Below are 22099 nucleotides of genomic sequence, written 5' to 3' on the forward strand. Positions count from 1 at the left end.
CACCACTCCATGTCCTATCTATTTTACCATGGTTCTCAATAATGGTGTGCTTTAATCTTCATTGAACCAACTGATTCCAATCGTCTGTTCACCGGTATGCACCCCGATGGCACTGCCAAGTGGGGATACATGGGTCAACACATGAGGAAATTCTTCGGATATCATCTTTTTCCATCTGTGTGCCTGCTCCGACACTGCACCATATAATATGGTGCATTCTTTTACTTTTCCCGCTTCGACTGATCTGCGAAAATCAGTGAAGATCTGTTTTTCCGCTTTTTTAAGGTTCCGGGGTTTAGATTTAGTATGAAGCACACCGTTTTCGATTGAAATGATGGGTTTAAAGCTCAACAGGCTTCCTAGAATATACTGTGCGTTTGTTAGTCTGCCGCTGCGGTGCAGCTGATCTAAAGAACCTATTAATACATAGGTTTCATGGTTATCCGCATACATTCTCGTTTTGACGAAAGCCTCATTGATTGTATCGCCATTATCCATATGATGCATGAGCCGTTTCAAGATTAATAGCATCGGAAAGGAAATAAGTAAAGTATCAAAAACGTCAACGGGGATTGTAACCATTTGTGCAGCTTGCCTGCTCGCGGAAACGGTGCCGCTCAATTCACTTGAAAGGTGTACGGCTATGATTCGATCATAGCTTTTTTCAAGCTCCTTATATAACTCCTGGAATCTTCCGACCGACGGCTGTGACGTAGTGGCGGTGATTTTATCCTCACTCATCCGCCGGTATAATTCCTCAGGTAATAGGTCGACGCCATCTTCATATTCCTTCCCATCGATGATGACGACCATCGGAACGACGTATACATGTTCATTCAATGATAATTCTTCATCTAAAGTTCCCGTACTGTCTGTTACCCATGCAATTCGTTCCATGTTTTCCCCCCTCATTTGTGTCTTCCATTATATTCAACATCCCAACCATCTGTCCCCTCAAAAAAACGGATGCATGCATTAAATTTCTTATCTCAAAAAAAGAGCCCAACTGAAGCTTCCGTTGGACTCGATATCATTCCTCATAATAATTTTTTTATATCCTCTTCCATTTCCAGAGGTTTTGTTTTAGGCGCATACCGGCTGACGATATTTCCATCTCGGTCAATCAAGAACTTTGTAAAATTCCATTTTATTGATTTGGACCCCATCACTCCAGGAGCATTTTCAGTCAGATAGCTGAATAAGGGATGGGCTTCCTTTCCATTAACATTCACTTTGGCAAACATCGGGAATGTTACACCATGATTCAATTTGCAGTATGAATCGATTTCCAGATCATCACCAGGCTCCTGATTCAAAAACTGATTACACGGAAAACCAAGTACGACAACCCCATCCTCTTTATATTGCACATACAGGCTTTGCAAATCATCATACTGTGGCGAAAAACCGCATTTGCTTGCGGTATTCACTATGATCATCACTTTCCCTCTATATTCCTCAAGCGAGATGGTTTCGCCATTAATTTTATTGACTTCAAATTCGTAAATGGACATATATGATCTCTCCCTTTAGTATGATGATTCATTTTACCGTATTTAAAGGTACGTTTACCAACTTTTATCCTTTGCCTATCATCCTGGAATCTTCACTGCTTGGATGGATTGAATCAAATACTCTACCATGTCTTCCAAATCATCCATTTGCTCTTCTTTTACAAGCCTTCCAAATGATACTTTATATATAGATGAAGTAACTGGTTGCATTTTTTTACTGACCGTATCGCTGGTCGTCACTGTAATGATTCTTTGATCTCCCCAAATTTTTTCCAGGTCGTTCAACAATTGTTCAGCATTCACTTCATCAAGCTTTTTGGGAAAAGAAATGAAAATATTGACCGTGCAGCCCGTATGCGTATCATCAATATCGGCATCGAGTAACTCCGAACTTAGGTTCTTGAGAGAAGCGTGTAACTCGATGGCACCGCTGATCGAAATAGGCGCCATTGTTTTTTTCAATTCCATCTCAATCTTATATGATCTGGACATGGTTGAGAGATTCACTATATCATCACGGTTTATGACCAATATATCTCCAATGAAGTCACGATCGTAAACCGCTCCTTCCAATACCACTTTCATGTTCTCAAATGCTGTAGGATCAAACAATCTCCAAACACCTCTCCAACTTATAAGTTTATGTATTCATGATCTTCCCATTTTACCATTCCCGGGCCATTTCCTTCGGGATTTACAAGAAATTATTAAAATAGCTTTTCTATTCAATAATTTTCTATATAATTAAAATATTATGATTTTTGAAGAAGGAGGCTAATCATGCCAATCAGAATTCCGGAACAACTGCCAGCAAGGGAAATTTTAGAACAGGAAAATATCTTCGTAATGGATGAGGAAAGAGCTACCAATCAGGAAATCCGTCCATTGAATATATTAATTTTAAACCTAATGCCAGAGAAAGAAAAAACGGAGGCCCAGTTACTGCGCTTTCTTGGCAATACTCCCATTCAAGTAAATATATCATTCCTGCGCTTAAGCACACATGAATCAAAGAACACAAGTAAATTTCATTTAGATCAATTTTACAAATCATTTAATGATATTCGCACGAAGAAATATGACGGCTTGATCATTACAGGCGCTCCAGTGGAAAAGCTGGAATTTTCAGACGTTAATTATTGGGAAGAACTGCAGAGCATCATGAACTGGTCAAGTGAAAATGTCACATCCACCCTACATATCTGTTGGGGGGCACAAGCTGCCCTGTACCATCATTATGGAATAGGCAAATACAAACTTCCAGAGAAATGCTTCGGGGTATACACTCATGAGGTCCTTGAACCGAATGAAAATCTAGTCCGCGGATTCGATGATTATTTTATGGCCCCTCATTCACGCTATACGGATATTGACTATCAAAAATTAGTTAACCATCCTGAATTGAAGGTTCTCGCACAGTCCGATCAAGCTGGTGTATTGATGGCTGCTTCAGTTGATGGAAAAAGAATTATGGTTACCGGCCATTTCGAGTATGATGCCGATACCCTAGGTGAAGAATATAAGCGCGATAGGGAACGCGGGATCAATACGCAACTCCCTGAAAATTACTTTCCTGATAACGATCCGACCAGGATACCTCTTCACCGCTGGAAGAGCCATTGCAGCCTGATGTTCTCGAATTGGCTGAACTATTATGTCTACCAATCAACCCCTTATGAGTGGGATTGAAAGGGTAAGAAAAAAGAAGCTTTCACTTTGAAATGAATCGCTTTTTTATGGCAGACACATCCGATCATCATGGGAAACAACCTGAGTATCTGACTCAGGTTGTTTCTTTCATGATTCCTTATTACCGAAATATACCTCTTCAAAAGGTTGGACGACCACAAATCCTTGTCCTTCGAATTTCATTTGAACGGATTCGCCGCTTCCCCTTCCAAAAAACGACTTCAATGAAACATCCGTTACGAATTCAGGCTGCAATTCCCCTGACCAAGCTACTGTGGCATTCGGGTCCGTATAAACCGGATTCCCAGGTTCCACCATTAAAGTAAGCGGCTCATAATGAGAAGTGAATGCGACCATGCCTCTCCCCTCGAGCCTAACGTTGAACAATCCCCCTGCCAATAAACCGGCAATTCGCCGCATCATTTTTATATCCCATGAAATCCCCGGCTCAAATGCAAGTAAGTCATTTCCGTTAACACAGATCGATTCACCATTTAACTGTAAAATAGAAATCTTCTTCCCTTGATCCGCGACGTATAGCTTGCCGCTTCCGGTCGCTTTCATCAATGATGCACCCTCACCAGTTAAGGCCTTTTTAAAGAGTTTACCAAGACCATGCTCCAAGATGCCTTCCCGCTCGAATTTAATATGGCCGCGATAAGAAACCATCGTCCCCATTTTTGCCCAGATCTGCTTTTCCAAATTAATCTCCAGGATTCGTTCCGTTTCAAGTTCGAATAATCCTTGCCCTTTATCCTGCTGTTTCGTCTTTTCAACGAATTGATCGATTTGATACTTCTCCATCACTGCCCCACCTCTTTTTGCAGGAGGAACAGCCACATGAACGATACAGCTTGCTTTAATTCCTTTGAAAAATGTCCCAGCTTTGTATAGTCCACCCCTCTCTTTGCAACGCCGGTATCAGCTACTGCCTTCCATCCCGTTTCTAAAGCCATTTTTTCAAATTCCCAAGGCTGCATTGTATTCATGATGACTTGGTCTCCTAATAACCGTTGAAAACTGAATTTTTTTCGCGGTTCAGCTGTTGGACCAAGTATTCCAAAACAGGCATAACCTCCAGGCTTTAATACCCGTTGGATTTCCTTCATCACCGTTAATGGTTCACCCGTATATTCCAAAGAATTAATGACCATTGCCGCATCCATTTCTTCATCTTTGAATGGAAGATTATAAAAATCTCCTTGCAGGAAAGAAAGTCCTGGTTGTTGAGCGGTTTTTCCCTTTGCAAATTCAATCATCACATTGGATAAATCAACTCCGGTTACTTCATATCCCGCTTCGGCCAATTTTAAGGAACCAACTCCATCTCCACAGCCTATGTCAGCCACCTTCACTCCCGAAGGTACAAATTCAGAAAAGAAAGGAATAATGTTTTTCCGGCTCCCCGTTTCCCACATTTCTTGCGAATTCTTCACCCACATAGGTGCAAAAACATCCCATTCCTTTTTCGACTCTTCATGCCATGTATGTAAATTCATCTCAAATTCATCCTCCCATTTAACCTCTAACTAAATAAGTTCCTGAAAAATATTTTGCCGAATCAAAATACCGGGGCTTCCCTATAGCTATTCTGCTCTTAATTCAAAAATCCTCTTTTAAAACCTCGCCCCTTAGTGATTTTCAAATACATAAAAAAAAACTGCCAGCGGCAGCTTATTTTGAATTTTCTTCATTTCTTTTTTGTATCTTTCGTAAATCCTCGACACGGTCAGGAGATTCTTCAAAGAATTCAACCAGGTCTCCAATCCTATCGATGGCATTCCAACTAAGGTGGTGTTCAATCCCCTCTACATCATGATAAATATTTTCTTCCTTGACCCCAATCAACCTTAACATCTGTTCTAAAAGTTCATGACGGTATACGAGCCTTTTACCAACTTTTTTCCCATTTGCAGTTAAAACGAGACCCCGGTACTTTTCATATATCAAATATTTTTCCTGATCCAGTTTTTGAACCATTTTTGTAACAGAAGATGGGTGGACGGAAAGATTTTCGGCAATATCGGAAACTCTTGCATATCCTTTTTCTTCAATAAGTAAATAAATTTGTTCTATGTAATCCTCCATGCTCGGTGTAGGCATTCGGAATCCTCCCATTCAAACGCATATCTAAAAATTTTACTATATAAACGGCCCTGAAACAAGAAGATATAAGTCTCAGGGCGCCTTTAATGATGTTTCTTCTCAAGTTTGCTTGACGTTTTGTTCTGTTGGGAATGTAAAACTGATCTTCTTTTCAGAATCGGACCACGATAAAATGGCATCAAAGGTCTTTTCCCCTTTTTTAAAACCGCTTATCAAATCCGTTTCACCGCTCGCCAACAGCTTTTTTATATTTGCTTGACTGATTTTCTTATTAAGGATTTTTTTGGAGATAGTGAAGTTACATTTTGTTTTCTGATAACTTATACATCCATAGAATTCCCCTTTATCGACAATCTTAGAACCGCATAGTTTACAGCTACCCACAGATGCCGAGCTTCTTTTTTTAGGGCCGCTCCGTTGAATCGACTCGGTGTCCAGTCCTTGGAAATCCCAGCTTTCCGATGATTCCACGGCATCACTGATGATTTTTGCTGACATCTTTTTAACAGCTTCCATAAAGCCGCCAGCTGAAGCCTTTCCTTCACCGATTTCCCTCAAACGCTGTTCCCATTTGGCTGTCATTTCAGGTGAAGCCAGGATCTTCTCCCCGATGGCAGTAATCAGCACTTTCCCTTTATCTGTCGCAAAAACCTGATTTTTTTTGACATTGATGTATTTACGGTCTTTGAGCATGGTAATGATGCCAGCCCGAGTTGCTTCGGTTCCGAGACCCTCGGTTTTCATCAGCACTTTTTCTAACTCTTCATTATCCAGATGCTTTCCGGCTGTTTTCATCAAAGTGATCAGCTGACCTTCTGTATAGCGCTTAGGAGGCTGGGTTTTTCCTTCTTTCACCTTTATATTGGCGACCTTTCCAGTATCTCCTTTGGTAACGGACGGCAAAATGATATCATCATCATCCTTGTCATTTTGGAAAATCACTTTGCGCCATCCCTCTTGAATCTGCTGCTTGCCTTTAGAAACGAATTCGGCACGCTTATCGACAAGCGTTTTAATGGTGGTGTAATCGAAAATGGCTTTCTCATAATGAGCCGTAATCAACCGGCGTACCACCAAGTCATATATATTCCGTTCTTCGGCGGAAAGCCGCTTCGGGTCTGTTACCTGCTCCGTCGGGATAATTGCATAGTGATCAGTCACTTTTTTTTCATTTACAAACCGTTTATTATTCATGATGTTTGGTTGTGGCAAAGGAAACAGGGATTCATATTCTGAAAATCCGCTTAGTTTTTGCAAAATATCAGGAAATGTTTCGGCTTCCCCCTCCGTCACATAATTGGAGTCTGAACGTGGATAAGAAACGATCCCTTTTTGATATAAACTTTGTACTATATCAAGCGTCTGTTTCGGTGAATATTTATAAATCTTGTTTACTGTCGCTTGCAATGACGATAGATTAAATAACAAAGGCGGCTGAAATTCTTTCCTTTCAGTATCCATTTCAGCTATTTCAGCTTCCTTACCCTTGCAAAAGGCGGCAATTTTATCAGCCATTTCTTTTGTCTTTATTCTCGGATCATTGTTCTGCTGCCATTTTCCCTGATATTTCTTTCCATCCATCTTGAAGTCAGCGAACACTTCCCAGAACGGTTCAGACTTGAATTGCTCAATTTCCATTTCCCGCTTCACAATCAAGGCAAGAGTCGGTGTCTGAACCCTTCCAGCTGAAAACACATCCGAAACTCCCCTTTGTTTCAATAAAATACTATACGCTCTCGACGCATTCATTCCCACAACCCAGTCCGCGCAAGCTCTCGTATACGCTTCATAATAAAGCGGCCTGGTTTTTTCCTCGCTTTTCAGATTTTGGAATCCCTCATAAATCGCTTTTGGGGTCAAAGAGGAAATCCATAAACGTTTCATCGGTTTATTGACATTGCATAAGTTAACGATGTTGCGTACAATCAATTCTCCTTCACGCCCGGCATCACCTGCATGAATGATTTCATCGACTTCCGGTTTCCTAAGCAAAGTCTTCACAACATTGAATTGCTTTGCCTTTTGTCGGGTCACTTTATATTGAAATTTCTCAGGAATCATCGGCAACGTTTCCATCGACCATTTTTTCCATTTTGAATGATAGGTTTCCGGTGAAACAAGTTGACATAAATGCCCGACGGCCCAAGTTACATAAGCTCCATCGGGAAAAAGTTCAGTCGGCATGATTTCTATATAGCCTTGCTGTTTCTTCGTTTTAAATTGAGCTGCTAGCGTTGAACCTTGATCTGGTTTCTCCGCAATGATTAGCTTCATGATCATCTTCACCTAATCCGTTACAAAATATCTTTCCCCTATCATTATACCTTAATTATCACAATCGGCTAGATATGACTTCGTTTTTACTGAACTGATAGTAGAAAGCATGAAATGATTGCTTACTTTCGGTGAACTAGTGGGATTTTCAGGCTTATGATAAAATCCGTCCAAATATAGGCAGATTAATCTGCAAAAAAAAAAAGCTTCACTAATGGATGGTCAGCATAGGTTAGGGGGGAATTGAGCTTTATACAAAAACAACAAGTACAATGTTGAATGTTCCTTTTCTTGCCTTCCTTTGGTTAGACGAAGATGAGGAATTAATTTTTTTGATATTATTAATATAAAAGCTAAAGGATTAGAAAAAACCGACCTTTATTGGTCGGTTTTTTTCATATTATTTTTAGCAGAAGCCGCCATAATAAAGGACACACATACGCCTTAAAAACAACTACACCCAACAATGATTAAAAGTATAAACAATACGACTATAAAGGCGAAACCTCCACCAAATCCAAAACCGTGGTCAAAATCGTGGTCACAACCTGACATAGAAACATCTCCTTATTTATTTTTAAGGAGGTACTTAAGTGGGTTATATCATGGTATGCTCTAATTAGGAAAATGACCCAATCTCGAAGGATGGGAATGATGCAGTATCCGTTGCAGCATGGCAATATCCTTCGTGACCTTGTAAAGCCAATAGCCGAAAGTTTTTCCAATTGGCTGTTATGGCGCTAACGCACCTGAACTTAACTAGAACCACTAATACAATTAACTTTTTTAGATGGGTAACGTGATCATTTACATATTATTGACTGGGTATATAGAATACGAAAATGTACCCTTAAATTAGCTACTGAAGGAATTGGTTTAAACACATTTATCACGGGGTTTACTTTATCTTAATACTCTATTTCATCGTAATCTTTAGGCTGAGGAACCGGCTGCTTATTTTCGCAGTTAGAAATATCATTAATTGTTTGTACCTCCTCTTGTCTTTCTTCAGTATCCTTTTCATTTTGCTTTTTCAAGATGATTAACTCCTTCCAATGAATCTAAAAATTAATATGCACTATTAAAGGTTTCACCATGCATCTAAGTGTACAATTTAAAAGGAATGTTTACTTTGATATAGAAATCAAAATTTGAAGGAATCGACCTGTTAAAGGTCATCTTTAGGTATTTTAATTCTGTTTAAGAAGCTTTACGTAGTCCTTTTAAGATCAAGCTCAAGATAAATACCAACACTATAGCACCAATTAACGCTGGAATAATCGCATAGCCGGCAACAACTGGACCCCAATTTCCTAGAATTAATGAGCCTAACCAGGCTCCTACGATACCAGCAATGATATTACCGACAATACCAAACAGAATATCGCGCCCGATAATCAAACCTGCTAACCAGCCGATAATACCTCCAATAATTAATGACCATAAAAATGACATTTTTCTTCTTCCTTTTAAATTCACTTTTTAAAGCATAATCGTATAAGTTTTCAAGCATTTTTAATGTAGTTCATAAGCTTGCCGTTATACTTTATATTTGGCCCCGTATTAAAAAAAAATTATTATTTAGACCTAAAAAGCATTCAAAAGTTGGCTATGTTGATTAATATACTAAAGGAAAACTGAATGGACGGATTGGTAAAGCTCCCATTTTTCCCATTTATCTTAAAACAGTTGAAAAAAGCTACCTATATGTATTAGATAAGTTCATGGGGTATTTCTCTAACATTTTTAAAAGTCTAGGGAGATAAATGACTCCCTAAAAATTATAACTAAACGTAATTGCCTTCATCGAAATGTTGTATAGGGTATTTTGGTATATGTAGACAGTAAAAACAGTGAAAAACTGCAAAAATCTATTGATAAGTTATCCACATCTTAAAAAGTAAATATCAACGGTGCAACCTGTTTAACTGCTTCATCAGCTTCTAAAGAGTCTATTTTTTAACCAGTTTCATCCTGGGAGCAGCAAAAGCCTGAAAATCAGATAGATCTTCAGGCTTTTTAGAATTTAAAAATCCTACAGCGCGTATTAGTAAGAGATTAGAAAGCCATCTGAATTAATCATCTCTATTATCTTCATCCTGGATATCTTCTGGATCTTCTATTGGATCCTCTGGATCTTGATCGGTATCTTCTTCATCATCTTTAAACATGTTATCATTTTCATCTACGCCAGGTGTATCGTTTTCAGGATTTGTACCGTCATTTTGATCATTTGTATTATCTAAATCTTCATCAACCTGATTTTGATTTTCTTCAGGAGGAGCAGGATCCGGGTCAACGTTACATCCCACTACCATCATTGCGGATAAAAGTATACCTGTTAGCATGAGAAACCATTTTTTATTCATAGTAATTCCCCTTTCGTAAATTATTCATGACCATTTTGATCTTTACTTATCATTCCTCATGTGAAAGAAAGTATACAAGAACCAAAAATAAAGATACCGCCCAATTAATAGAGGAAGGTCTCTCCGAAAGAAACATGAAACTTCTGTTTCTCACTTGCAACTCTTAAAGAACGTTTGTACTGCATGACAATAAGAGCAATCTTAGGATTGCTCTCTCATTTGTTTTATTAGTATTATTTAAACTGTTTTTGTTTATTGGTATTCATTTCAAAAAAAAATTGGCTCTCATCCTCTCTAATATACGTCTGCTTTGTAAATAGTCCTGTTCCCGTTCTTGTTCTACTTTAGACGTTGCTCCTGTTTTTGAGCATATTGTGCATAACCAATCATGAGCCCGAAACATTGCTTTTTCCATTACAGAAGTGTAGGTTAAACCAAGAAAATTAATGGAGAATCAATCCTTTCAATATTTATCGTACACATCCTATCAAAGAGAAAACAAGCAAAGCTGCTTTGGTTATAATCCGGCTTCTAAGCAATCGATCTTCATTCCGTGCCATGTAATCTTTAAAGAGCATGGCGATGGGACAGCTTCAAAATAAACCTAAAATTATCGATGTTAGAATTTTATCTAATATTTTTTTAATGCAGCCGAGAAAAATAGTTCGTTGTATACAAAACATTTTGTAAAACGCTTTAAAACATCGCATTTATAACCGTCTTTATGAAAAAAATCTATATACCCTTTCTCATCCCTTATAAAACGTCCTTGATCTAACCAGTTCATAAAGATGTTACAAAAAGGCTTATGCTTGTACATGCAAGGCTCAATTGCAATGACTTTCCCATTTGGTTTTAATACTCGCTTAAATTCTTCTATATACGTTTTTATGTCAGCACAAGAGATGTGATGTAACACGGAAATAATGAGAATATAATCAATACTTTCATTTTCAATTGGTAGAGAATATTCTTTTAAAACTTTGAAGTCATAATTTGAATATAGCTTTTTCGAATACATAACCCTTTTTTGGTCAGGTTCTACTCCTATATAACGTTCAGGAGAAAATAAAGTGCAGTTTACCCCTGTACCGGAACCGAAATCTAAGATAGTTTTATCTTTAAATTCAAATTCCTCTTGTAAGTAAAGATGTATATACTTCTCTGTAAACCACTTTGGACGTACTAAATTATGATATAATTGCGGAAAAAATTCAGTTAAAATATGTTCTTCACCAACTTTCCCTTAAGATTTCTTAATTACATTTCCTTTCTTCATTCGAAATTATGCAAAAAAGATTTTCCGGTCTCCCTCTAACGAATATTAAACAAAGTTTGTAAAGCCCCTCTTTGAAATAGAAAACTTTCCCTTTGTAATGAATAAGCCCCTTAATTAAGTATCGAACAAGTTATCCGTACTTTCTTAAATGGTACGGTTTTGGCCACAAATTGGATCTCCATGAAAATGAAAGTGTCCTGAAAGTAGATAATGCTTTTACTACCTATACGATTTGGGCAGGTACATGTTTTAAGCTTTTCTTACTCCTAGGATTAGGTCAGGAAATATTAAGATCCTCTATAAAATCTATACTTAGCATCTTGTACTTAGGTCTCTTTCCTACGGTATTCCTTATCTTGCATTCGCATCTTACATCTCGGGCAGGAACTTCAGAGGCAACAAGCTTCCTTTACCTAACACCAGCTCTTACAATTGTGATTGCTTGGATTTGACTTGGTGAGGTATCGACTATCCTTTTTGGAGGAGTAATCACGCTATTTGGAGTTTTGTTCATCCATATCGAGGGAGAAAAATTACCAGAAAGAGTAAAACGAAAAATACAAAAAGGAGGAGAAGTCAATGCCTTCATAAATGAAAAAAATCATCCAAAATGTGAATGAGATTCCTTCAATTCCCGTAATACCTGAAAGTTCTTCAACGAATACTAATTAAGCAATACCAACTTGTATTGGGGAGGAATTCTTTTATGAGTAAGAAAGGAAAGCATAAGGGTAAAAAGGGGAACCATAAAACATCAAGTTCTGCAAATGGGCAGAATGGCTATCATTAAAGATGCTACACTCAAAAGGGAGCCTTTTAGGCTCCCTTTTGTTCGTTCAGTTTTTTAGTTCCTTAATAATCGTAGCTGTTAAGAATGACTAGAATTGTGCATCCTTCATGACCCATTACGCCATAAGGCAGATCAAGAAATTAGAGAAAGTTGGACGTAATAGTTTCAAGATTACGGAAATAGAGAATATGACACTGGTTGTTTGATGACAGGTTTATTTTCTGTATAACCTACTCTTTTTAAACTGCCATCTCTATAACTTTCTAATCAGAAGTATCAACTGCCATCTGTATTGAAACACATTTAAAGATCGCTTTAAAATCCTCTATTATTTATTTTTAGTACCTTATGATTCTAAAAGTTGTTTTCGTATATTGACTAATAATTGGCTCAATCGTAGTGGTTCTTCACCTGTGCATTTTCATTCTCATAACCATTGATTAATGGGAATAAAAATTATTGCCCATATGATCTGGGAGGTGGATCTAGATGGGGTTTTTTTAGGCCAAGAATCACTCACTGTAATTAAATGGATATTGAGGAAATTATTTCTTACTTTGTAGCTAAAATAATGGGACAAAGATCAATTTCTCATCGATTTTTACATATTTCTTGATTAAGAGGGAATTTTATTTGTATCTATAGTGTAAGGAGATAAATTTATGAACTACAAAGTATTTAAATCAATTAATCAGCGTTCTAGAAATTGTTCTCCTATTGATTTGCTGATGATATTGATATCAAAAAAAATTCGTTATGTGTTTATTTTTGTTTTGATTTTCATGTGGTTTAAAAATGATTCTTACAAAAAAGTGTCTTGCAACGCGATGATATCTGTGGGGGTAACTTTGTTTATTAACACTTTGATTAAATTGTTTTGTTTTAAACGACGTCCATTTGTGAAACGTCGGGTCGGCATCCTCATTCCTTCAAAAATGGATTCTTCGTTTCCAAGTAAACATACTCTTCTTGTATTTGCTATGTCTACTTCTATCTTTCTTTATGACCGTGTCCTTGGTTCAATCCTATGGGTATTATCTGTGTTTACGGGCTTCTCACGTATTTGGGTAGGACATCATTATCCATCTGATATTATCGGAAGTGCCTTTATTGCCACCATGACCAGCATCATTTTAGATAAAATTGCCCGACGCGTAAATTATTTTGCCCGTCAATAGCAGCTATATCTTAGTCGACATCTGTGAGATTATTGATTTTATACAGGAAACAGTCTTTTACCAAGAGAAAATTTTTTTGGATTTTACTGATTCTAATTTCTTCACATAAAAATACCCACATTGAAGTGGGCATTTTTATGTGAAGAGAAATTTCATTTGTTTGTTAAAGGATTTTTATCAGAGACTAATTCCTTTGAAAACTCAGTTATAGCAGCCGCGTTTGGCATTTGGCCAACTGTTCGCGTTCGAATATCATTCATTACATTTTGAACAGGAAGCAGCATATTTCCGTTCCGATTTCTTCCTAATCCATAAGCTGCTGCACTAACTCCTAGACCTAATAAAGACGCCCATATCATACCTCTTCTATTATTTCTATTTCTACCAAACCTATTTAACACATTTTTCCTTATACCTTTATTCAAAAGGACTGGTTTCCAGTTATTCATTTTTTTAGGCACATCCTCTATATAAAATTTGGAAAGCAAAAATTTCCCCTTCCATCATCTAATATTTGTTTTTAAGGGTGTGATGATGCTGGAAATGTTTTGATATAGAACCGTGCCATTTTTCATTACGATGACTGTCTGGTTCTCGTTCCATCGATAACTTGAAACCTTACGGCTTTCAGGACAAATCCTTCCCATGTAAACATTCCAAACGTTAAAAATATATCCTTTTTGGTGTTTTTAACAAAAAAAGTCTAGACATTGGGTTAGCAAAAATAACTCATACAAAATGGTTAATTCATGGTACCTGTTTTTTTAAAAAATCCCTTTACATTGTTGATTTCATTTAAATACTCTAAGAAAAAAGCCTGCAACTTTTATAAGTTACAGGGGAAAATTAAGTATTTCATTCAGATTTTTGGGCTAAAAATGCACTTTGCACTTGACTCACTGCTGTTTGAGCTTGTGCAATCTCATGGAAAGCTTGTTTGATTGCTTCTTGAGCTAAAGTTGGGTCTGAAGATGATTTCTCAATTGCTTGAGTTAGTAAATTTTGTGTAAGGGTCACATTTGCTTTAGCTTGATTTAATTGGTTTACGTCAATTTGTTTTTGAGCCATTAGGATCTCCCCTTTTTTATTATTTTAATTTAATTACTTTTATATCTTTACCTAGTTCAGTCTTTTTATAACCGGGAAAATCCCCAAAAATGATGGTTTTATTTGACCAATTTTTTTCTCTTCCTGTAGAAAATTTCTTAAAGGATATAACCAATCAATGAACATAGAAGCAACAATTAAACACAAGAAAACTATTATAAAAGAACGTTCGTTCATGGATCCACGCGAATATGCTCAGAGGGATCCTTAAAAGAAACATAGCTAAACCTTTTGGAAATTCAAAGTAATAATGGATGATGAGAGAAATGCCTGTAATCCCTCCGTCTAACAAATGATGGGGAACTAAAAAGCCGTTTATTCCGATACTCAATAATAGACTACCTATCAAAATAGCCGCGATTTTCTGAAAAATATACATCACCTTTATCACTTGTTTATTGCTAATATATGTACAAGCATGTTATTTCAGAATGAGGCTAAGATTTGTAACTAGTTGAAATCAACTTTTTTAAAAATGGGCGTGACAAGTTGAATTTCCCCTTAGTCAACATATACATATAAAATCTCCTTTTACTGCATTACGTTTGATAACTTTTGGGTGAGTTTTAGGAGGCATTTATCTGCTCCTATGTTTTTAGAATTAATGAAATAACCCATGAACTTATAAAAACCGATCATACAATCAACTTTTTAAGATGTGGGCAACGTTATCAATAGCTTTTTGTAGTTTTTCACTGTTTTTTTCATATAACTGCTTGGCTTCTTTATTTTCTGTTCCTAGTGCAAATAGTTCTAAGTCCGCTTGACATTTTTTCATGGTCGAAAGAAGTAAAGGCCTTTCTTGAGGAGATGGGACTTGCAATATATCATCAAAAAGATCCACCGTTAGTTCTCCATAAGAATTTATTTGTCCTAGAAAGACATTTTCAATTATGACCCCTAATTTTTCTAATTCAGTGTGTAACCAACCTCGACTACTTCCAATCGTCGCAAGTGGTTCATCCAATATTTTACCATCCATTATGACAGTCTGAGGCTCCTTGACTGAAGCGACCGTCATGTTTAAATCCTTTGGGGTTAAAGGCTGGTTCTCTTTCTTCAACATAACGGATAAATCTCCAGTTGCCTCTAAAGCCGCGAATTCAACATCAGACACCTGAAAGACATCCTTCTTTCGAAGTAACTCTAACAATTCATCTGTTGTATATCTTTCCTTCTTTAAATTATCTTCCATGATTTTTCCATCTTTAATAAAAACAGTTCCTTTTCCTTCTACAAGGTCCCGAAGCGTTTTACTTTTCAAAGTAATTAATCCAACTATAAAAGGTATTGCTGCAGTGGTTACAATCCCTATAATCCCCACTGAAATATTTCGTTCAAGACCCGTAATCACTTCTGCCCCAATACTACCTATGGTTATACCAACCACATACTCAAAGTAAGACAGTTGAGATAGTTGCTTTTTACCTAGTAATTTAGTTACTAAAAAAAGGATAATTAGAAACAACAAAGCCCGTACAAATACATCTAACCAATCAGGCACTACATAACACCTCCTTTTTTATTTTAAAACCCTTAATACTGAAATTCCTCATTCTCCAATTCTCCAACCCTTTTTTCAAATCTCTTACTACTTCGGTCACTACCATCATCGTTTCATGTAAGGGTTGTTTGGATTCGTTTTCTTGAGTCCGTAATGCTAAACTCGATAGACTAGCTTCTACGCCTTTTAGGCTGGCAAGACATTGCTTTACTTCCGAACCGATGGTCATCTTACATCCTCCTTATCCCTTTGGTTTAAAAATCAAAGCTCCTAACATGCCGAAAATAATGGCAGCTGAAATGACGGCACTTGTCACTTCGAACATCCCTGTGAGTACACCGACTAACCCGTGTATATCGGCTTCTTGTATAGCCCCATGTACAAGAGAGTTCCCAAGGCTTGTAATAGGAACGGTAGCTCCCGCCCCAGCAAAATCAATTAAGGGTTCATATAAACCCACCCCATCTTAAATGGCACCTATCACTACAGGGGTACTTAACGTATGTCCCGGTGTAAGTTTAAACAAATCAAACATAATTTGCCCAATAACACAAATCAAACCACCTATGACAAAAGCCCCAAAATAGATCATGTCTATTGTTTACCCCCGTATTCAATCGATACCGCATGGGCGATACAAGGAATTTGTAAAGGATAGGGGGGGGATAATAAGGCCCCTGTTGCTACCACTAACATTCCTATAAATTCACCTTTTTTCATTCGGTTTAATAAATGACCATAGACGACTGTTGCTGAACACCCCGCACCACTACCTCCTGCCAAAACCGGTTGCCCTTTCCGATAAATCATATCCGCAGTCCTGATACTGATCTTCACTAATTGGGGTTTCATGCTTTTTAAATAAATCAAGGGATACATCATGGCCAATCTGACCAAGATCCCCATGACAATTAAATCGTAATAAGATGGATGAATGTTCCGTTCCTTTTTTATCGCTATTAATAGCTCTTTATCCGTATTCACAGCCTTCACATCCGAAATTTCTTCCTCCGTGATGACCTTTTTTTTTACTTGATTCGCAACGGATTGATTTAATATGAATGATTAATTGTTTTATTTTATCTTTCATGAAATCACACCTTTGATTATCATTGAAGATAAAAAAGGTTGGTTGATACTCAACCAACCTTTCCTAGCTTTTACATTATTGTTGTTTGTATTGGGGTTCTTCTTGTTCGATTTGTTGAACACGTGGTTCAATGGTGTCTATAACGGATTGAGTTTGTTTAGCAGCATCCTGGTAAAGCTGCTTTGCTTGTTCGTTGTCTGTACCCAGTGAAAAGGTTTCGAAGCTAGCCTGAGCACTTTTCAAACCTGCAAGAGTTGTCTTAACGTCATTGATTACTGTCATGAATAACGCCTCCCTTTTTTATAAAGATATTACTCTTTTATAATGGTGAAAACAGATCTTTTTATACCTTCAAATTTTTTCCATATTTATACCTAAGATCCATCCTTAGATGTAATTGATAAAAATTACATCCTATTTCCTAAAAATAAAAAATAGCAATCGTTTATATCCACACGGTTTCTATTTTTTATTGCTATAAACGATTCCAAATTCTTTTATCTAATGGTACGACTACTTTATCCCCGTGTATTTCCTTATGTATGATGAGTTGTGAAAAGCATGGATCTAAACTTAACCCTTCTGTTTTATGCCTAGCTGGATTTATTCCTAAAAAATTTTTAAAGTCTTCGGGTAATTGCATAACAATAGCTACTTTTAGATTTTTTATAAAGAACATTTTTAATATATCTATCAAGAATATTTTCATTACTAATTTGAGCTATTGCACAACACTTCATGTTTACCATCATAAATAGACAAAACCACCCGTTATGGGTGGTTCTGGAAAAATGGACAATATTTTATGAAGTTATTTATTCATAAAATATTTGACATTCATTTTTCCTTTTGGGAGAACGGCAACCATAATCTGATAGAAAAAACGAAAGAGCTTCAGGGTGGTGCATGGAAAAAAAGCCTTTCAGAAATTTCTATCTACACGTTACAAGAACGATTAGATACAACAGAAAAGAATGGGCATCATCCTTTTTCAGACTTTAGCGATGTAGACATGCTACAGTGGTTTCTACAACGGCGAGAGCATTTAAAACAGCAACACGAAAAATCCACCCGCACCGTCCAAGCCTATGAGCGAGAACTTATTCAATTTATTGAACAATTGCTCACTTATTCGGTGGAAATCAATGTAGACTTTGAAAAAGTTACGGACGGTTCCCTCTTTAAATCTCTATCTACCCGGCACATTCGAAGATATCAGGAATGGTTATCAGAAAAAAGAACCCTATGTCTTAACAAAAGGAGCTTATTCCGTTGCCACATTATCCAGAAAGACAACCATCATTAAGAATTTTTAAAAATTCTTGTTCGAATCAGGCTATATCACTGAGCCAATTCATGAAGGTTTCTTTAAAATCAATATTCGTAAAGATGATCGGCCGAACCGTGATTTGGGACCGAAGGAAGTCATTCAGCTACTTGATTATTTCAGGGAAATCAACCACCCCATCGTTTTTTCGATTATTCATATCCTAACGATGACAGGCATGCGTAATGAAGAGTTTACAAGACTCCGAGTCAAGGATCTTCAATATGATTCCATTGCTAGCACGTATTTTTTAGAGGTCATAGGTAAAGAAAATAAAAGAAGGCAAATACCATTGAAAGAAAAAGGAATGAATAGTATTCGAATGTTCCGTTAGCTAGGGGAATCTACGATATAGATGCAGCAGAAGGAGACGACCCACTCTTTACGACCAATACAGGCCGTGCATACTCTCCCTCTTATTTGTCTCAATACTTAACAAAAGCCATTAAAGAGAGTCGATTGCCTTTTTTGAAGTTTCGTTCTTCTTTCAACTGGCAGAGAATATTCTTCTAAAACTTTGAATTCATAATTTGAATATAGCTTTTTCGAATACATAACTCTTTTTTGGTCAGGTTCTAATCCCATATAACGGTCAGGAGAAAATAAAGTGCAGTTTACCCCTGTACCCCAACCGAAATCTAAGACAGTTTTATCATTAAATTCAAATTCCTCTTGTAAGTAAAAATGTATATACTTCTCTGTAAACCACTTAGGACGTACTAAATTATGATATAATTGCGGAAAAAATTCAGTTAAAATAGGTCCTTTACCAACTTTCTCCTAGATTTCTTAATTAAAATCCTTATCTTCATTCGAAATTATGCAAAAAAGCCAAATAAAACGGCTTTCCTATTTTCAATAATGATGGAATATCACATAGCTCCCTGATAATAAATGATAACGATGATTTTCCAAAACTTGACCAATTTCACTCGTTCTTTTGATAGACGCTTGTAGAGGACTTCTATTAGATGCTTCATACCGGAAGAAAATAATTTCCAAGAGACTTAACCTTGGGCTTTAGTTAATATCTAAGTGATTATTGCTTATTTCGTTCCAAATTAAGCTTTCTTTTTTTAGTCTAAAGACATAACTAAAATAAGAACTTTTCAAATTTCGGGCAATATATTCATATCATATCTCGAGCTAGTGGAAAATATAATAAGACCTTCACCTCAAAGAGGTGAAGGTGACAGAACTTTCGAATATAAGGAAAAATTTCTTGTTTGCACTTTTAAATTCAAACTAAATAGAAAATCCATGTTCCTCTGTACTTATTAAAGATTATGAATTGTTAGTTCATGAATAGTAATTTCCGGTCTGCTTCCTATACGAATATTAAACAAGGTTTGTCCAAGTCCCTCATTGATATAGAAAACTTTCCCTTGGTAATGAATAAGCCCCTTAATTAAGTTGAGACGAACAAGTTTTCCGAACTTTTTTAAGTGGTACGGTTTCGGCCAACAAATTTGACCGCCATGAAAATGTCCAGCAAGTAAATAATCAAAGTCGAACTTTTCCATTTGTAGAACAAGGTTGGGATCATGAGTTAAAACAAGTCGATAACCTTTTTCTATCAAGCCATTATATGCTAAGCTTAAGTTGCTTCTTTTTGTATGGTAATCATCAATTCCGATAATATAAATTAAGTTTCCTTCCACAATAATCGTATCATTCTGATTTTGCATTGTTTTGATATCATATTGTTCAAATAATGCCTTTAAACGTCCAAAACTTTCCTCTCGTAAAATATAATCATGATTTCCGAAGACTGCATATATGCCATATTTTGGATTAAATTGTTGTATTACTTCTAGATAAGGAATTATTTTAGGGATACTTTTCGTTCGATCTAAATAGTCGCCCGTTAAAGCGATTAAATCAAAATTCTCTTGCTTTAATTGATTATATAATTTTTCCGGAGAAATCGATAAGTTTTCTAAATGCATATCTGATAATTGAAGAACGCGTAGATTAGAACAGTTGGGGCTAGTCACATTTGCAGAAACAGGAGCTACCGTGTTAACGATTGCCACTTTTGTATTTTTATTCGCCCTATATATAAAATAAACAAGAACGAGAAATATCAACAAGAATAAAAGAATCAAACTATTTCCTCCTTCCTTTAAATCAGTATAGGGATTGAGAAAAAAAAAGTAAAATGAAAATAAAGGAAGTCAAAACGTGTCTTAAGAACCTGACAGCCGCCGGATTAAATTGTTGCACGATCCGTTGCAGGTGCATGACTAACAGAAAATGATGATATTTCATTATTCCATTGTGAAGTTATGTCCTCATTGGTAGCAGCCTTAAAAATAGTTATCTGGATTGAATCTTTATCCCCCTATAAAAAAGAAAAAAGCATACTGCCCCGATAGTTATATTTACTCCGTTCTCGGCAACAGATGAATGGATTTTTACTAGGGAAACAATCATTAGAATAGGCAACCACTTATTTGCAAAGTAAAACTAATCTACATACATATTGAGGCATGATATTTTTATAGTTTCGTATTATAAATATCCCATTAACTATGTCGTGGGGTATAGTTGAAAGGTCGGGCAGTATTTGCCCGACCTTTTTGGCGGTACCCTTGGCGGCACCCCCATAAGAAAAAACTGCCTTAAAGACAGCTCCGATCTACAGCTAAAGCACCTGTTAATGGAATAAGACATTTTTATTGTATAAGTACAGATTCGTCATCCTTGTAACAACAGAACATTTATTTATATTTTCGAACACTTTCAACCTATCTTCTATTGACCTGCCAGAGTTATTTTGAAACAAATCTTCCCTATCATATTGAGGGAACATAGCTTTATTAGTTAATCCTAGTGCTGTTAAATCCTGCATATCTACTGTATTTATCTGAGGTGTAAAATAATTTACCACTTCAATGTTTGGTCCAAGAATAATCGCTCCGGCACTTACCTCTACAATTACAGTGTTTTGTTTTGCCATGTCCTTTAATATTAAGTCAGCTCCACTTTTTTTCATATGATACAGCAAATAAAACGGATTCCCTCCGTTGATATAGATTACATTATATATTTCTCAAGTAGTTCTGGTTTGTCGGATTCTATATCAGTAAAATCAACCTTCTTAAATCCAAATCCTAAAAGGTCTTCTTTTGCTTTCATTTCTTTAAGTCTGCTACATACGGCAGTCTTGGTGGCATCATTGTGTTAATGATCTGGTTTTATTTATCTGGGTTTATCATCATTATAGGGGGAGAAATCAATGCCTTCATAAATGAAGATCATCCAAAATGTGAATGAGCTTCCTTCAGTTCCCGTAATACCTGAAAGCTCTCCAACGAACACTAATCAAGAAATAACATCTTGTATTGGGGAGGAATTCTTTCATGAGTAAGAAAGGAAAGCATAAGGGTAAAAAGGGGAACCAGAATGGCTATCATTAAAAAGTTAAGCTGCATACAAAAGGGAGCCTTTTAGGCTCCCTTTTGTATATTAGTCAATGAAATGACTTATGGGTGGCCCCTTTTGTATCTGTTTTACTAAAATTTAAAGAGGAGTGTAATCAATCCGTATCTTTTCACTTTTTTTGTAGTTTCATTTAGGTCTTGTAGCTCTTATTTTCCCACTTTCACCTAGCTCACGAGAAAACTCTTCATCCACACGATCCGGTTCTATTTTTAAGTTTTTGGGAGTTTGAGGTAATGAATTTTTACTGCTAGATGGTTTTTGATTGTTTGATCTTCCCATAATATTTCCTCCTAACGAAATTTTAATCTTTATTAGTATGGCTAAGAATCACATTTATATATCTTTAGATTTGCTCATGAACGAACATTTTTATCTTAAAAACAGTTTTTGGGGACAGCTCCTTCTTCTACTACGAACGCACCCGC

The 22099-nt window shown here is 36.5% G+C and carries 28 protein-coding genes and 3 pseudogenes; 7 read left to right on the plus strand and 24 right to left on the minus strand.

Translation table 11 applies throughout. The annotated features are described in order from the left end of the window. Window positions 1-51 precede the first annotated feature (51 nt). From V3595_RS18895 to V3595_RS18905, 3 genes are all read right to left on the minus strand, one after another. Window positions 52-897, minus strand: a complete 846-nt coding sequence (locus tag V3595_RS18895; protein WP_485908751.1) for a DegV family protein — start codon at window positions 895-897, stop codon at window positions 52-54. 140 nt (window positions 898-1037) lie between these two features. Next, the gene (locus V3595_RS18900) at window positions 1038-1514 is read right to left on the minus strand and encodes a glutathione peroxidase (protein WP_350299179.1); all 477 of its coding nucleotides are present in this window, start codon (window positions 1512-1514) and stop codon (window positions 1038-1040) included. Window positions 1515-1592: 78 nt separating this feature from the next. Beyond that, entirely contained in the window at window positions 1593-2126 is a 534-nt protein-coding gene (locus V3595_RS18905) for a hypothetical protein (RefSeq protein ID WP_485908752.1), read from the minus strand. Between the two features lie 168 nt (window positions 2127-2294). On the opposite strand from V3595_RS18905, the gene metA reads away from it, so the two are divergent. Then, window positions 2295-3203, plus strand: coding sequence for a homoserine O-acetyltransferase MetA (gene metA, locus V3595_RS18910; protein WP_485908753.1), 909 nt, complete (start codon window positions 2295-2297; stop codon window positions 3201-3203). Window positions 3204-3311: 108 nt separating this feature from the next. On the opposite strand, the gene V3595_RS18915 is transcribed toward metA, so the two are convergent. From V3595_RS18915 to V3595_RS18950, 8 genes are all read right to left on the minus strand, one after another. Then, window positions 3312-4007: an AIM24 family protein gene (locus V3595_RS18915; protein WP_350299181.1), complete on the minus strand. Its 696-nt coding sequence runs from the start codon at window positions 4005-4007 to the stop codon at window positions 3312-3314. Further along, window positions 4007-4702 (minus strand): class I SAM-dependent methyltransferase, encoded by a 696-nt coding sequence (locus V3595_RS18920; protein ID WP_485908754.1) that lies wholly within the window; start codon window positions 4700-4702, stop codon window positions 4007-4009. The genes V3595_RS18915 and V3595_RS18920 overlap by 1 nt, the downstream gene beginning before the upstream one ends. Before the next feature lie 175 nt (window positions 4703-4877). Further along, entirely contained in the window at window positions 4878-5306 is a 429-nt protein-coding gene (gene mntR, locus V3595_RS18925; protein ID WP_063234342.1) for a transcriptional regulator MntR, read from the minus strand. A 102-nt stretch (window positions 5307-5408) separates the two neighbouring features. Continuing rightward, on the minus strand, window positions 5409-7583 hold the full coding sequence (locus V3595_RS18930; protein ID WP_485908755.1) for a DNA topoisomerase III: 2175 nt from the start codon (window positions 7581-7583) through the stop codon (window positions 5409-5411). Window positions 7584-8027: 444 nt separating this feature from the next. Beyond that, window positions 8028-8138 (minus strand): YjcZ family sporulation protein, encoded by a 111-nt coding sequence (locus tag V3595_RS18935; protein ID WP_251543269.1) that lies wholly within the window; start codon window positions 8136-8138, stop codon window positions 8028-8030. Window positions 8139-8491: 353 nt separating this feature from the next. Further along, entirely contained in the window at window positions 8492-8620 is a 129-nt protein-coding gene (locus V3595_RS18940; protein WP_485908756.1) for a hypothetical protein, read from the minus strand. 163 nt (window positions 8621-8783) lie between these two features. After that, a complete protein-coding gene (locus V3595_RS18945; RefSeq protein WP_485908757.1) occupies window positions 8784-9038 on the minus strand; it encodes a GlsB/YeaQ/YmgE family stress response membrane protein in 255 nt (84 codons plus the stop codon). Window positions 9039-9658: 620 nt separating this feature from the next. Beyond that, complete coding sequence (locus V3595_RS18950; protein ID WP_485908758.1) at window positions 9659-9952, minus strand: hypothetical protein; 294 nt, start codon at window positions 9950-9952, stop codon at window positions 9659-9661. Window positions 9953-10398: 446 nt separating this feature from the next. Here V3595_RS18950 and V3595_RS18955 point away from each other — a divergent pair, with 446 nt between their 5' ends. Continuing rightward, the gene (locus tag V3595_RS18955; RefSeq protein WP_485908759.1) at window positions 10399-10554 is read left to right on the plus strand and encodes a hypothetical protein; all 156 of its coding nucleotides are present in this window, start codon (window positions 10399-10401) and stop codon (window positions 10552-10554) included. A 29-nt stretch (window positions 10555-10583) separates the two neighbouring features. Here the strand turns inward: V3595_RS18955 and V3595_RS18960 are convergent, their stop codons facing one another. Next, entirely contained in the window at window positions 10584-11177 is a 594-nt protein-coding gene (locus tag V3595_RS18960; RefSeq protein WP_485908791.1) for a class I SAM-dependent methyltransferase, read from the minus strand. 224 nt (window positions 11178-11401) lie between these two features. Between V3595_RS18960 and V3595_RS18965 the strand changes: the two genes are divergently transcribed. Beyond that, the gene (locus V3595_RS18965; protein ID WP_485908760.1) at window positions 11402-11683 is read left to right on the plus strand and encodes an EamA family transporter; all 282 of its coding nucleotides are present in this window, start codon (window positions 11402-11404) and stop codon (window positions 11681-11683) included. A gap of 1000 nt (window positions 11684-12683) precedes the next feature. Continuing rightward, window positions 12684-13199: an undecaprenyl-diphosphatase gene (locus V3595_RS18970; protein WP_485908761.1), complete on the plus strand. Its 516-nt coding sequence runs from the start codon at window positions 12684-12686 to the stop codon at window positions 13197-13199. A 152-nt stretch (window positions 13200-13351) separates the two neighbouring features. On the opposite strand, the gene V3595_RS18975 is transcribed toward V3595_RS18970, so the two are convergent. The 9 genes and pseudogenes from V3595_RS18975 to V3595_RS19015 form a co-directional block, all read right to left on the minus strand. After that, window positions 13352-13687, minus strand: a complete 336-nt coding sequence (locus V3595_RS18975; protein WP_485908762.1) for a hypothetical protein — start codon at window positions 13685-13687, stop codon at window positions 13352-13354. 367 nt (window positions 13688-14054) lie between these two features. After that, window positions 14055-14267 carry a hypothetical protein gene (locus tag V3595_RS18980; RefSeq protein ID WP_485908763.1) on the minus strand — a complete coding sequence of 71 codons (213 nt, stop codon included), beginning with the start codon at window positions 14265-14267 and terminating at the stop codon, window positions 14055-14057. A gap of 154 nt (window positions 14268-14421) precedes the next feature. Beyond that, on the minus strand, window positions 14422-14685 hold the full coding sequence (locus V3595_RS18985) for a YitT family protein (RefSeq protein WP_485908792.1): 264 nt from the start codon (window positions 14683-14685) through the stop codon (window positions 14422-14424). Window positions 14686-14949: 264 nt separating this feature from the next. Continuing rightward, on the minus strand, window positions 14950-15810 hold the full coding sequence (locus V3595_RS18990; RefSeq protein WP_485908764.1) for a DUF421 domain-containing protein: 861 nt from the start codon (window positions 15808-15810) through the stop codon (window positions 14950-14952). A gap of 32 nt (window positions 15811-15842) precedes the next feature. Beyond that, window positions 15843-16039 (minus strand): annotated as a pseudogene (locus V3595_RS18995) (DUF1657 domain-containing protein). Between the two features lie 12 nt (window positions 16040-16051). Then, window positions 16052-16402, minus strand: a pseudogene (gene spoVAE, locus V3595_RS19000) (stage V sporulation protein AE). Window positions 16403-16404: 2 nt separating this feature from the next. Next, window positions 16405-16794: a hypothetical protein gene (locus tag V3595_RS19005; protein WP_485908765.1), complete on the minus strand. Its 390-nt coding sequence runs from the start codon at window positions 16792-16794 to the stop codon at window positions 16405-16407. Window positions 16795-16975: 181 nt separating this feature from the next. Beyond that, a complete protein-coding gene (locus V3595_RS19010; protein ID WP_137020802.1) occupies window positions 16976-17182 on the minus strand; it encodes a DUF1657 domain-containing protein in 207 nt (68 codons plus the stop codon). Window positions 17183-17375: 193 nt separating this feature from the next. After that, window positions 17376-17609, minus strand: coding sequence for a hypothetical protein (locus V3595_RS19015; protein WP_485908766.1), 234 nt, complete (start codon window positions 17607-17609; stop codon window positions 17376-17378). A gap of 96 nt (window positions 17610-17705) precedes the next feature. Here V3595_RS19015 and V3595_RS19020 point away from each other — a divergent pair, with 96 nt between their 5' ends. Continuing rightward, window positions 17706-18206, plus strand: coding sequence for a hypothetical protein (locus tag V3595_RS19020; RefSeq protein WP_485908767.1), 501 nt, complete (start codon window positions 17706-17708; stop codon window positions 18204-18206). A gap of 16 nt (window positions 18207-18222) precedes the next feature. Continuing rightward, on the plus strand, window positions 18223-18561 hold the full coding sequence (locus tag V3595_RS19025; protein WP_485908768.1) for a tyrosine-type recombinase/integrase: 339 nt from the start codon (window positions 18223-18225) through the stop codon (window positions 18559-18561). A gap of 943 nt (window positions 18562-19504) precedes the next feature. Here V3595_RS19025 and V3595_RS19030 read toward each other — a convergent pair. Together V3595_RS19030 and V3595_RS19035 are read right to left on the minus strand one after the other, a co-directional pair. After that, the gene (locus tag V3595_RS19030; protein WP_485908769.1) at window positions 19505-20335 is read right to left on the minus strand and encodes a metallophosphoesterase; all 831 of its coding nucleotides are present in this window, start codon (window positions 20333-20335) and stop codon (window positions 19505-19507) included. Between the two features lie 551 nt (window positions 20336-20886). After that, complete coding sequence (locus V3595_RS19035; protein WP_485908793.1) at window positions 20887-21279, minus strand: Type 1 glutamine amidotransferase-like domain-containing protein; 393 nt, start codon at window positions 21277-21279, stop codon at window positions 20887-20889. A 98-nt stretch (window positions 21280-21377) separates the two neighbouring features. Here V3595_RS19035 and V3595_RS19040 point away from each other — a divergent pair. Beyond that, a pseudogene (locus tag V3595_RS19040) lies at window positions 21378-21506 on the plus strand (YhjD/YihY/BrkB family envelope integrity protein); the annotation flags it as partial. Window positions 21507-21800: 294 nt separating this feature from the next. Here the strand turns inward: V3595_RS19040 and V3595_RS19045 are convergent. Beyond that, window positions 21801-21953, minus strand: a complete 153-nt coding sequence (locus tag V3595_RS19045; protein WP_137020665.1) for a YfhD family protein — start codon at window positions 21951-21953, stop codon at window positions 21801-21803. Window positions 21954-22099 lie beyond the last annotated feature (146 nt).

The sequence above is a fragment of the Bacillus sp. CFBP9009 genome (genome assembly GCF_036541465.1).
Classification (GTDB): Bacteria; Bacillota; Bacilli; order Bacillales; family DSM-1321; genus Peribacillus.